Source organism: Nostoc sp. WHI, from assembly GCF_015714725.1.
Taxonomy (GTDB): Bacteria; Cyanobacteriota; Cyanobacteriia; order Cyanobacteriales; family Nostocaceae; genus Nostoc.
The window spans coordinates 1-12,455 of record NZ_WBKM01000252.1; the positions used below are offsets into that span (position 1 = coordinate 1).

Consider the following 12,455-nt stretch of genomic DNA (forward strand, 5'->3'; position numbering starts at 1 on the left):
GGGTGTAGGGTCAAAAGAAAAAACTCTCTTATTTATGTACACCCAAGTACACCCTGATTTATTTCCTACCCCACACCCAACACCCTACCCCCTACACCCTGATTTATTTCCTACCCCCTACCCCCTACACCCAACACCCTTGTTTTTGACATTATTCTCAAAACTGGAACGTAATAATCAACCTCTTAGGATTTTACCCGAACCGTATTGACCCAACAATCCAAATTAATGAAACGCTTGCGCTGTATTCATTTTGAATTCCGCGCAAGCGTATACTAGGCGTTCAGTTTTTTCTCGACCAATTCGTTAGTCAGCTTCGGATCAGCACGTTTGCCTGTCTTTTTCAAAACCTGCCCAACGAAGAAGCCTTTGAGGTTAGTGTTACCGTTGCGATACTTTTCTAGTTCTTTGAGATTGGCGGCGATGACTTCATCAACGATGGGTTCCAGGACACTAGGATCGGTGATTAGTTCTTGACCAGCAAAGGCTTTTTCAGGAGAAATACCACTGAGCAAATCTGGCAGCTTTTCTTTAGCTTGGGCATTGCTAATTTTACCCGTTTCAATCCTGGTAATAATATCAGCAAGATTGGTGGGAGTCAAGGCGATTTCAGTAATATTGAGTTTTTGCTTATTGAGGTGTGCTGCAATATCTTGAGTAATCCAGTTTGCGGCAGCTTTCGGATTTGCTCCAGATGCGATCGCTGCTTCAAAATACTGGGATACAGGATGATCTTCTGTCAAGACTCGCGCATCGTAAATCGAAAGCCCCAACTCATTTTGGTAATGATGACGTTTTTGGGCTGGTAGTTCTGGTAGTTCGCTGCGCCACTGCTCTAATTGGGCATTCGACACCTCAATGGGTGTTAAATCTGGTTCGGGGAAGTAGCGGTAATCGCTAGAACCTTCCTTAACGCGCATACTAATTGTGCGTTGAGAGCCTTCTTCCCACAGACGAGTTTCTTGGATAATGCGATCGCCTGCTTCAACGGCGGCGATTTGTCGCTCAATTTCGTAGTCAATCGCCCGTTGAATGGCGTTGAACGAGTTCATGTTTTTAATTTCTACCTTGGTGCCAAATTCCTTTCGTCCCACCGGACGCACAGAGATATTGACATCACAGCGCAGAGATCCTTCTTGCATATTGCCGTCACTCACGCCGAGATAGCGGACAATTCGGCGCAATTCTTCAGCATATTCAGCAGCTTCTATTCCAGAACGCAAGTCAGGTTCCGAGACAATTTCTACTAATGGGATACCTGCGCGGTTGTAGTCTACCAGAGAATAGGTAGAACCAGAGAGGCGATCGCTGCCGGCGTGTACCAATTTTCCAGCATCTTCTTCCATGTGCAGACGGGTGATGCCGATGCGCTTGCGAGTCGGATTACCCTCAGCATCTACCAACTCAATTTCTAACCAACCATGTTCAGCGATCGGTAGGTCATATTGAGAAATTTGGTAATTTTTGGGTAAGTCAGGATAAAAATACTGTTTACGGTCAAATTTGCTATATTTAGCAATCTGACAATTTAGTGCCAAACCAGTTTTGACGGCGTATTCTAATACTTTTTGATTTAGTACAGGTAAGACCCCAGGTAAACCCATACAAACCGGGTCGATGTTAGTATTAGGGTCAGCACCGAATGCCGTAGAACTATTAGAGAAAATCTTGGTATTAGTACTCAGTTGACAATGGGTTTCTAGACCAATAATCGCTTCGTACTCAGTTTTTACAGTCGTAGTAGTCATAATATGAGTCTTTGTGCATAATCCTTCTTAGGCTACTATTGTAGCGGCGTATTGAGTTGCCCTGAAGACGGTTATTTGGGTGAGCAATGCTTTACCCTCTTGATCTTGAAAATATTTTTAACCAAACCGTATTGCGTTCACCCTCAGAAGCTCAACGTTCACCCTCAGAAGCTCAACGTTCACCCTCAAAAGCTCAACGTTCACCCTCAGAAGTTCAACGTTCACCCTCAGAAGCTCAACGTTCACCCTCAGAAGCTCAACGTTCACCCTCAGAAGCTTAACGTTCACCCTCAGAAGCTCAACGTTCACCCTCAGAAGCTTAAATATCGCAATCAGCTTTTAATTTCATGCCAATTTCATTTTGAGATGAAAGACTGAGAATGTAGATGCAGAATAATGTCCAAAAAAAAGTCAGCTTTATTTACCAAATACTAAATACCCGATCGCAGTTCCTTTAATTTCATACTTCAGGATTTCTAATAGCGATGCCCAACTCTCTGCGTTTCCAACTAATTGTAACTATGCGTTGTGTTTCTGGTACACTTGCAAGCTTGTTGTTATTGGCAAGTTCCATAGTAGTTTTAGCCCACGGCGGACACGGAAATGAATTTCAAGGAGGAAGTGAAGCCACCCCAGCAACTAATTCCATTCAAGTTGATACTCAAACTGCCCAACGGTTAGGAATTAAAGTTGAGCCAGTTAAACGCCAACAATTAGCTGTTGGTATTAAAACCACCGGACAAATTGAAATTTTACCGAACCAAAAAGTGGAAGTGACTACCCCAATTTCCGGGGCAAAAGTGGTTGAGTTATTAGTAGAACCCGGTGCAAATGTTCAAAAAGGTCAACCCGTAGCTGTTGTATCTAGTCCTGACTTAGTAGAACTGCGGGTTAACTCCCAGGAAAAATTGGCAGAAGGTCAAGCTGATTTGCGCTCCAGCCAAGCCGACTTAAGACTAGCCCAACAAAATTACGATCGCTATCAGCAAATAGCCGCAGCTGAAATAGCTCAAGCACAGAGCCAAGTATCTTATGCTCAAGAAAAGTATAACAAAGACAGACAGTTAGCTGATTCTGGTGCTTTGCCACGTCGCACAGCCCTAGAATCTCAAACACAGCTAGCAGAAGCTAAAACTAAACTAACTACAGCTAATAGCCGCCGCGATGTTATCGAAGCTGAGTCTAAACTCAAAACGGCTCAGTCATCTATTGATCTAGCCAAATCAAAAATCCAACTTAGTAACACCACCTATCAAACCCGCCTTTCTCAACTAGGAAACCGCGCTAATGCTCAAGGATTAGTGACGGTATCTGCTCCCATTTCCGGCAAGGTTGCTGATAGAGAAGTTACTCTCGGTCAAACATTTGAAGACGCGGGTGGCAAGTTAATGACAATTGTCAATGACAGCCGCGTTTTTGCCACAGCGAATATTTATGAAAAAGATTTAGATAAAGTTAAAACTGGTCAACGAGTAAGCTTGAAAGTGGCTTCTGTACCTAACCGCACCTTTAGCGGACGAATTGCGGTAATTAGTTCTGTAGTAGCAGACGATACGCGCATTGTGCCTGTTAAAGCCGAAATAGATAACCCAGGTGGAGTTCTCAAGCCTGGAATGTTTGCAGAACTAGAAGTTTTTACAAATCAAACATCGTCAGCTATCTTGGCAATTAAGAGTGCGGCTGTGGTAGAAGCAAATGGCAAAAAACAGGTTTATCTGCAAAATGGTAACGCCTATCAGCCTGTTGAAGTTATCTTAGGTCAAACCTCTGGGGACACAGTTGAAGTAAAGAGTGGCTTATTCGAGGGTGATTTAATAGTTACCCAACGTGCACCGCAACTTTACGCTCAATCTTTACGGGGTGATACCAAGAAAAAAGCAGACGAACACACGGAAACTCCTGCACAAACAACAGAAGTTAAAACGCCTAGCTTCCCAGTACCCTGGTGGATTGCAGCAGTGGGAGGATCTGCACTAGCTACTGTAGCTTTTATGGCAGGTACTTTCTGGGCTGATCGTCACGGCAAATATCAATATCAATTAACGACAGAAACCTACGTCATGGGAGAAGCTCTAAATAGTTCCGCACAACAAGATGATAACCATCCTGTGACGAGTAAAGATTCAGAAATTAATATTCAGAAATAACAATGCTGAGTGCCATTATTAAGTGGGCGATCGCTCGCCGTTGGTTGGTTATTCTTGGTACAATTATCCTCACAATTTGGATATTTCGGACGATTATCCAAATGCCCTTGGATGTTTTTCCTAACTTTGCACCACCCCAAGTTGAAATTCAAACTGAAGCACCAGGACTCGCTCCCGAAGAATTAGAATCTCTGGTAACTTTACCAATTGAAAGTGCAATTAACGGTACTCCTGGAGTGACAGCAGTACGCTCATCTTCAGCAGCTGGAATTTCTGTTGTAAAAGTCATTTTTAACTGGGAAACTGATATTTATCAAGCTCGTCAGCTAGTAACAGAGCGATTACAACAAGCTCAAAGTAAGCTGCCGTCAGGAGTAGAAACTCCGCAAATTTCCCCTACAAGTTCTCCCATTGGGACAGTATTACAATACGCTTTTACATCAGAAAATACTTCTTTAATGGAAGTGCGGCGCATTGTTGATTGGCAAGTGACAAACCGCCTTTTAGCTGTCCCTGGCGTTAGTCAAGTAGTGGCCTATGGTGGCGATGTTCGCCAATATCAAATATTAGTTGATCCAGCGAAGCTAAGAGCCTTTAATGTCACTTTAGAAGACGTAGAGCAAGCTGCATCTGCTGCTAATGTCAACGCTCCTGGTGGTTATTTAATTACTCCAGACCGAGAAAAGTTAATTCGGGGAATTGGGCGAATTGAATCTATCGAAGAATTACAGCAATCAGTAATTACTGCTCGTAATGGTACGCCTGTCAATATCTCAGACATCGCTGATGTGCAAATTGGTGCGGCTATTAAACGGGGTGATGGCAGTTTTAATGGTCAAAAGGCAGTTATTGTCATGATTAATAAACAGCCTCAATCCGATACTCCTACTGTCACCCGTGCCATAGAGTCGGCAATGTTAGAGATTCAAGCCGGTTTACCCAAAGATATCAAAGTCACACCTACTTTTCGACAAGAAAACTATATTGATTCTTCTATTGAAAATGTTAGAGAGGCTTTAATTGAAGGTAGTATTATTGTTGCTCTAATTCTAATTCCTTTTTTGATGAATTGGCGTAACCTAGCTATTTGTTTAACTGCCCTTCCTTTATCTTTATTATTAGGAGTGCTATTACTAAATTGGTTTGGACAAGGTTTAAATACTATGACTTTGGGAGGGTTAGCAGTCGCAATTGGTTCAGCCGTTGATGATGCAATTGTTGATGCTGAAAATGTTTACCGTAACCTGCGAGAAAATAAATATTTACCTAACCCGCGTCCGGTTTTAGATGTTGTATTTGATGGTTGTCAAGAGGTACGCGATTCGGTATTTGGAGCTACCATCATTACCATAGTTGTGTTCTCCCCAGTTTTTGCTTTAGCTGGTGTAGAAGGCAGCATTTTTATCCCAATGGGATTAGGCTATATGGCAGCAGTTATAGCCTCTAGTATCACAGCGTTGACGGTGACTCCGGCTTTATGTGCAATCTTATTACCTTATGGTCGTTTGCCAGAAACAGAACCTTGGGTAGCGAGATTTTTTAAGAGACTTTATTATCCTTTATTAACATTTTCTCTGCGGCATTCGGGAATTATTATAGGTGCTGCGATCGCTAGTTTGGTGGCTGCTACTGTAATTGTCCCTTCCTTTGGCAGAATATTTTTACCAGAGTTTCAAGAGCAAACTTTGGTAAATACTCTAACTCTTTATCCGGGGGTTTCTCTGGAAGCTACTAATGCAGCTGGTGAAACACTTCAGCACGCACTCAAGGGAGACTCTAGATTTCCTTATGTGCAGTTGCGTTCTGGACGTGCGCCAGGAGACGGGGATGCAGCCGGGGTGAATTTAGGACATTTGGATATTGAGTTAAGCGACGCAGGGATGAAAGATAGGAAGGGGACAATTGAGAAGTTACGGGAGGAATTTGCTAAATTACCGGGAGTAGCGCCAAATATTGGCGGTTTTATCTCGCATCGTATGGATGAGGTATTGTCTGGGGTGAGGAGTGCGATCGCAGTCAAAATTTTCGGCCCCGACTTAGAACAACTCCGCACCATTGGACAGGAAGTTGATGATGTAATGAAAACTGTGAACGGGATTGTAGATTTACAACTAGAACCCCAAATACCGATTGAACAAATACAAATTAAATTCAACCGAATTGCGGCTTCACGGTATGGTTTGACAGTAGGTAAACTTTCCGAAATTATTGAAACTGCTCTCAATGGACGAGTAGTATCTCAAGTTTTAGAAAAACAACAAACTTTCGATTTAGTTGTGTGGTTAAAGTCAGATGCACGGCAAAACCTAGACACTATTCGTAATTTGTTAGTTGATAGTCCTAATGGACAAAAAATTCCTTTAGCACAAGTTGCCACAATTGAAAATGGTACTGGGCCTAATACTATCAACAGAGAAAATGTATCCCGTTTGATTGTTATTTCTGCTAACGCTAATGGTAGAGATTTGCGCTCTATCGTTAACGAAGTTAGAGATAAAGTTAATCAACAAGTACATCCACCTTCTGGTTACTATATTCAGTATGCGGGACAGTTTGAGGCAGAAGAAAGAGCAACTCAGAATATCTTAATTTCGAGTGCGATCGCCTTTGTCGTAATTACAATAATTATGTACCTTTCTGTCAAATCCATCCCTTCTACCGCCATGATTATGATTAACTTACCTTTAGCCTTGGTGGGAGGAGTATTTTCGGTAGCTTTGACTGGTGGCGTTATTTCTATTGCTTCTTTGGTTGGCTTTATCACTTTATTTGGAGTTGCTACCCGCAATGGTTTGTTACTTGTGGATAATTACAACACCAAATTTGCTCAAGGAATGCCAATAAAAGAAGTTTTGATAAAAGGGACAATGGAAAGGCTCAATGCCATCTTAATGACAGCTTTTACCTCAGCTTTAGGATTAGCACCTTTGATAGTTGAGAGCGGCCCTGGTAAAGAAATTTTGCAACCACTGTCGATAGTGGTGCTAGGTGGTTTGTTTACTTCTACGGCTTTAACTTTAATGATATTACCAGCTTTATATGCTAACTTTGGCAAGCTTTTGCTGCCTAAACGGGCTATGACAGTTGTAGATAATGGTAAACCAGTTGGAGCATATTAAAGCAGTAGTTTTTGGGGTTGCATAGCTGCGGGATGATTTTTCTCACGCAGAGACGCAGAGACGCAGAGAGGATAAGGAGTTTTAAATTTCAATACGTAAAATTTAGCCATAACTTTTTAGTCTCTACTACGATGATTTTTCGGATTATTGAATGATTTTAATTGAGGAATAAATCAATGAATTTACTCAAATCTAATTTGATTATTTTAAGTGCAGCACTGCTTTTATTAGGAGCTTGTAGTAATGGGAATCAAGGAGTTAATACAAACAGTCCAGCTACTTCTAGCTTAAATACTCAATCCCCAACTTCATCGGCTAAAACTGAGGGACAGCATGGCGAATCTCACGGGGGTCAAGTTGTAGAAACGGGAGCTTATCATTTAGAATTTGTCCCTGAGAAAGAAGCTAATGCAACTCACATGGACTTCTATTTACAAAAAGGAAGCAATCACGAGGCAATACCTAATGCTCAAGTGACGGCTCAAGTTCAGTTACCTGATGGTACACAGAAAACAGTTGCTTTTACCTATGATGAAAAAGATAAACACTATACAGGTTTATTAACAGGAAAATTAACTGGTCAGTATCAGGTAAAAATTAGTGCAGACATGAAAGGCGAAAAGATAAATGGGCGTTTTAGTTTTAATCAATAATTTCTGAAAGCTACAGTTTATGGATTATATGAGAGTATGAGGGTGCTATTAGTTGAAGATGAACCAGATTTGGGCGTTGCTATTAAGCGAACTCTGACGCAGCAGAAATATTTGATTGATTGGGTAACAGATGGTACTGATGCTTGGGCATATTTAGAAAATAGCTGGACGCAATACACATTAGCTATTTTCGATTGGATGTTACCTGGGATATCAGGATTAGAGTTATGTAAAAGGTTACGTCTTTACAAAAGTTCTTTGCCTGTACTGATGCTGACAGCTAAAGACAGAATGGAAGATAAAGTTGCTGGGCTGGATGCAGGTGCAGATGATTACTTAATAAAGCCATTTGGCATGGCAGAATTATTGGCTAGGTTGCGGGCATTGCAGAGGCGATCGCCCCAATTTCAGCCACAGGAATTAACTGTTGGCAACCTGACTCTAGATTACGGCAACAATATAGTTATTGGTCAAAACAATGTGGGGAATAAACAAGAGATTTTCTTAACTAATAAAGAATTTCAATTATTAGAGTATTTGATGAAACACCCGAACCAAATTGTTACCACTGAACAAATTCGTTATCAGCTTTGGGAGGTAACTGCGGAACCCATAAGTAATGTTGTAGCTGCTCAAATGCGTTTGCTGCGGCGCAAACTAGCCAATAGTAGTTGCGAGAATATGATTGAAACTTTGCATGGTATGGGATATCGTTTCAATCTCACCAATGAATCAAAATAAACTATTTAAGCAGACCCGTTTTCGATTGGCGTTGTGGTATGCACTCGTCATGGCTTTTATTTTAAGCCTGTGCGGATTCGGCATTTATAGAGCAATTTCCCATGCCCATTGGGTGACATTAGACCGAGAATTGGAGTCTGTTGCCGGAACGTTGCACGATAGTATTGAATTGAAATTACAGCAACCTGGTCAACTAGAACCAGTTATACAACAGCTAGTACCAAATATTTGTATAGTTGGTACTAGCTGCATTCAAGAGCAGGCAAATCCCAAACGTCATATTTTAAGCGCAATCAACCAAAGCAATTACTATGTACGTTTTTTTGATAATTCAGGGCGCTTAATTGCGATCGCAGGTACTTATCCAGAGCAATTGCCCTTAGTTTTTAATAAGGAACTTTGGCAAACTCTCAAAGACAACCAAGGAAACTTTTACCACCAGATTTCCTTTGTTTTACACACTAAAGAAAACCGCGATTGGGGTTATATCCAAATAGGGCGAAGTCTCGCAGACTTCAATAGTTATCTTGTTGCTGTGAAACTCATTTTAGGATTCGGATTACCAATGGTAATGCTTCTGGTTGGTATTACTAGTTGGTGGTTAGCAGGATTAGCAATGCAACCAATTTATCGCTCATATAGACAAATCCAACAATTTACAGCAGATGCCGCACACGAATTGCGGACACCTCTTGCAGCAACACAAGCGACAGTAGAATCAGCGCTTTTAATGCCTCAACTGGATGAAATAGAAGCACGCGATATTCTGCAAACTCTACAGCGTCAGAATCAGCGACTCACAACCCTTGTTACAGATTTACTATTACTAACTCGCCTGGATCGTCAACCTGCGCCAATGCAACGAGACATTTGCTGCTTGGATGATATTGTTAACGACTTAATAGAAGAATTTGCAGCATTAGCGATCGCATCTGATGTAACGCTAATATCTTCAGTACAGGTGTCAACTCCTTTGGATGTTATTGGTAATGCAGATCAGCTTTATCGCTTGTTTTCTAATTTAATTGTCAATGGAATTCAATACACGCCACAAACAGGAAAGGTGACTGTTTGCTTAGAACGTAATGATCATTACGCTATAATTCAAATTCAAGATACGGGTATTGGTATTCCGCAGCAGGATTTGACTCGGATTTTTGACCGCTTTTATCGAGTGAATAGCGATCGCTCCCGTAGCACTGGCGGTTCTGGATTAGGATTAGCGATCGCTCAAGCAATTGTCCAGGCACACCACGGTAGTATAGATGTGCAAAGTGAATTCGGTAAAGGCAGCACTTTTACTATTAAGTTACCTTTCGATGTTCGCCGACTCGATAGTGTACGCTCTACTTACCCATTTAACTAATTCGTAATTCGTAATTTTTGAGTTTAATTCCCCAACTATTGGAGACGCTGCGTGTAGCTTATATCATGTTCGGCTTAATACTTATGTCATTGCGAGCGAAGCGCGGCAATCCTAAAACCTTGCGATTGCTTCATTTCACTTCGTTGCATTCGCAATGACATATCGTAAGTGATTTGCCGAACTTGATATTACTTCCTCAAATGGATACGTCTATAACGTGGCGCAAGTCTCGGTCTAAATCTCCTTATGTAACAATCTTTAATTACGAATTACGAATTACAAATTACTTTAAAATAATATCCCCTCTCCATCAGCGAAGAAGAGGGGTAAGGGTCTACTTACATCCTAAAGAATTGCGAGTATCCACACCAGTTTTAGAATTCACACCACTTGCCTTAACACAGAGTTTTTTCACTTCTATCCCATCTAAAATTGCATTTGTAAAATCAGCACCTGTGATATCCACCTCATCAAAAATAGAACGCAGCATCATTGCATCGGTTAACACAGCATCACTTAAATCAGCATCCTTAAACCTTGTTAGATAGGCTATGCCTTCACTAAAATCAGCACCATGCAAATTTACACCATCCAATAATGTACCGTTAAATACGACACCACGTAGGTTAGCATTGGTAAATTTAGCACTCTTTAAATTGACATTGGTAAACTCAGTGCCAACTAAACTTTGACCAGAGTAATCCTTGCTCTGAAGTTGATCATTACCCACAGAACGGGTAATACTGGAAGAACTGGCGGCTTGCGCCGATAGGGGAAACAAAAAAAGAACCATAGCTAAGACAAAGCTAGCTAAAAATCGCCAATATTTCATAATGTCTTCTTAACAAATCTCAACACTTCCACCATTAACTATTAAACCTCACAGCAGGGGATAAGGGGATGAGGGTACAGGTTACAGGGTAGAGATTATTTCCTATTACCTGTCCCCTGTCACCTCTTCCCTAATCTCTCGTAGGATGATAGATGTTGAGGTGCGATCGCATAATAATTACCTGTGGCTAATCAAGAAGACAACGCCCAATCCTTGGCGCGAACCCCTTTATATCAATTGGGTGTAGAACTCAGAGCACGCCTTACCAGCTTTGGCGGCTGGGAAATGCCCGTGCAATTTAGTGGCATTAGCCGCGAACACGAGGCTGTAAGAAATACAGCCGGGATGTTCGATATTTCCCACATGGGCAAATTTACCCTCCAAGGTAAAAACCTCATTTCCCAACTCCAGCCTCTAGTGCCTTCAGACTTGAGTCGGTTGCAACCTGGTCAAGCTCAATACACCGTATTGTTAAATCCCCAAGCTGGAATTATTGACGACATCATAGTTTATTACCAAGGTGAAGACACCACTGGTACACAGAGAGCATTTATCATAGTCAATGCGGCAACCTGTGGTAAAGATAAAGCATGGCTATTGCAACACCTTGACTTAGATAAGGTGCAATTCCAAGATATTTCACCAGATAAAGTCTTAATTGCCGTGCAAGGCCCAAAAGCTATTAAATATCTTCAACCCTTAGTGCAACAAGACTTACACCCAATCAAAGCCTTCGGACATTTAGAAGCAACACTACTAGGTAAACCTGCCTTCCTAGCCCGCACAGGTTACACCGGAGAAGATGGCTTTGAGGTGATGGTAGATCCTGATGTAGGGATAGAATTGTGGCGAAGTCTCCATAATGCTGGTGTTGTCTCCTGTGGACTCGGTGCGAGAGATACCCTCCGGCTAGAAGCAGCGATGGCACTTTACGGGCAAGATATCGATGACACCACCACACCATTAGAAGCAGGTTTGGGGTGGCTAGTTCATTTAGATACCAAAGGCGATTTTATTGGTCGGACGGTTTTGGAACAGCAAAAAACTGCTGGAGTGCAGCGCCGATTGGTAGGTTTGCAAACACAAGGACGTAACATTGCCCGTCACGGCTACCAAGTGTTATCAGCAGGTAAAATCGTAGGAGAAGTTACCAGTGGCACTTTGTCGCCTACACTTAGTTATCCCATTGCTTTAGCCTACGTTCCCACCCAGTTAGCAACTGTCAGTCAGCAGGTAGAAGTAGAAATTCGCGGCAAAGCTTATCCAGCAGTTGTGGTTAAACGTCCCTTCTATAGGTCAAAAAATCGTGTCGCCTGATAAGCGCCGAGGTTTTGAGGAATAATGTGTTGTGAGTTACTCAATGTACAGTAAGGTTCATTACCAAATATGGCTTGGATGACTGTTGAGACAATAATTTTTTTGATAAGGGAGAGGAAGTGATATGTCCTTTGAATATCCTCAAGATTTCAGATACCTGGATTCTCATGAATACGTGCGACTAGATGGTGAAATTGCCACCATTGGCATTACTGAATTTGCCGTAGATCAATTGGGTGATATCGTGTTTTTGGAACTGCCAGAAATTGGTGACGCCATTACCAGGGGAGAAAACTTTGGCACAATTGAATCAGTGAAAGCCGTTGAAGACCTAAATTCACCCGTAACAGGAACAGTTATAGAACGCAATGAAGCCTTGATTGAATCTCCCGAACAAGTAACAGATGATCCTTACGGTGAGGGGTGGTTCTTGAAAGTGCGCGTCAATGACGCCGATGAAGTTGAAGATGCCTTGACTGCGGATGAGTATCGCGCCCTGGTAGAAGGGGAATAGGGAGTAGGGGACAAGGGG

General features: G+C 42.0%; 11 protein-coding genes. 9 read left to right on the plus strand and 2 right to left on the minus strand.

Annotation, left to right across the window (positions count from 1 at the left end):
- Window positions 1–211, plus strand: a 211-nt coding sequence (locus F8S12_RS40970; protein ID WP_230968280.1) for a hypothetical protein, incomplete at its 5' end; no start/stop codon positions are given.
- Window positions 212–275: 64 nt separating this feature from the next.
- Here the strand turns inward: F8S12_RS40970 and gatB are convergent.
- Window positions 276–1,751 (minus strand): Asp-tRNA(Asn)/Glu-tRNA(Gln) amidotransferase subunit GatB, encoded by a 1,476-nt coding sequence (gene gatB / locus F8S12_RS25920; RefSeq protein ID WP_196519174.1) that lies wholly within the window; start codon window positions 1,749–1,751, stop codon window positions 276–278.
- Between the two features lie 83 nt (window positions 1,752–1,834).
- Between gatB and F8S12_RS25925 the strand changes: the two genes are divergently transcribed.
- From F8S12_RS25925 to rppB, 6 genes are all read left to right on the plus strand, one after another.
- Window positions 1,835–2,029 (plus strand): hypothetical protein, encoded by a 195-nt coding sequence (locus F8S12_RS25925; RefSeq protein ID WP_196519165.1) that lies wholly within the window; start codon window positions 1,835–1,837, stop codon window positions 2,027–2,029.
- 204 nt (window positions 2,030–2,233) lie between these two features.
- Window positions 2,234–3,895: an efflux RND transporter periplasmic adaptor subunit gene (locus tag F8S12_RS25930; RefSeq protein ID WP_196519166.1), complete on the plus strand. Its 1,662-nt coding sequence runs from the start codon at window positions 2,234–2,236 to the stop codon at window positions 3,893–3,895.
- A gap of 2 nt (window positions 3,896–3,897) precedes the next feature.
- Entirely contained in the window at window positions 3,898–7,014 is a 3,117-nt protein-coding gene (locus tag F8S12_RS25935; protein ID WP_196519167.1) for an efflux RND transporter permease subunit, read from the plus strand.
- Between the two features lie 176 nt (window positions 7,015–7,190).
- Window positions 7,191–7,667: a hypothetical protein gene (locus tag F8S12_RS25940; protein ID WP_196519168.1), complete on the plus strand. Its 477-nt coding sequence runs from the start codon at window positions 7,191–7,193 to the stop codon at window positions 7,665–7,667.
- A gap of 36 nt (window positions 7,668–7,703) precedes the next feature.
- Entirely contained in the window at window positions 7,704–8,408 is a 705-nt protein-coding gene (gene rppA, locus F8S12_RS25945) for a two-component system response regulator RppA (protein ID WP_196519169.1), read from the plus strand.
- On the plus strand, window positions 8,395–9,774 hold the full coding sequence (gene rppB / locus F8S12_RS25950) for a two-component system sensor histidine kinase RppB (protein ID WP_196519170.1): 1,380 nt from the start codon (window positions 8,395–8,397) through the stop codon (window positions 9,772–9,774). The genes rppA and rppB overlap by 14 nt, the downstream gene beginning before the upstream one ends.
- A 334-nt stretch (window positions 9,775–10,108) precedes the next feature.
- Here the strand turns inward: rppB and F8S12_RS25955 are convergent, their stop codons facing one another.
- Window positions 10,109–10,606 (minus strand): pentapeptide repeat-containing protein, encoded by a 498-nt coding sequence (locus F8S12_RS25955; RefSeq protein ID WP_196519171.1) that lies wholly within the window; start codon window positions 10,604–10,606, stop codon window positions 10,109–10,111.
- Between the two features lie 183 nt (window positions 10,607–10,789).
- On the opposite strand from F8S12_RS25955, the gene gcvT reads away from it, so the two are divergent.
- Both gcvT and gcvH read left to right on the plus strand, forming a co-directional pair.
- Window positions 10,790–11,923, plus strand: a complete 1,134-nt coding sequence (gcvT, locus tag F8S12_RS25960; protein ID WP_196519172.1) for a glycine cleavage system aminomethyltransferase GcvT — start codon at window positions 10,790–10,792, stop codon at window positions 11,921–11,923.
- A gap of 124 nt (window positions 11,924–12,047) precedes the next feature.
- Window positions 12,048–12,437: a glycine cleavage system protein GcvH gene (gene gcvH, locus F8S12_RS25965; protein WP_196519173.1), complete on the plus strand. Its 390-nt coding sequence runs from the start codon at window positions 12,048–12,050 to the stop codon at window positions 12,435–12,437.
- Window positions 12,438–12,455: the final 18 nt, after the last annotated feature.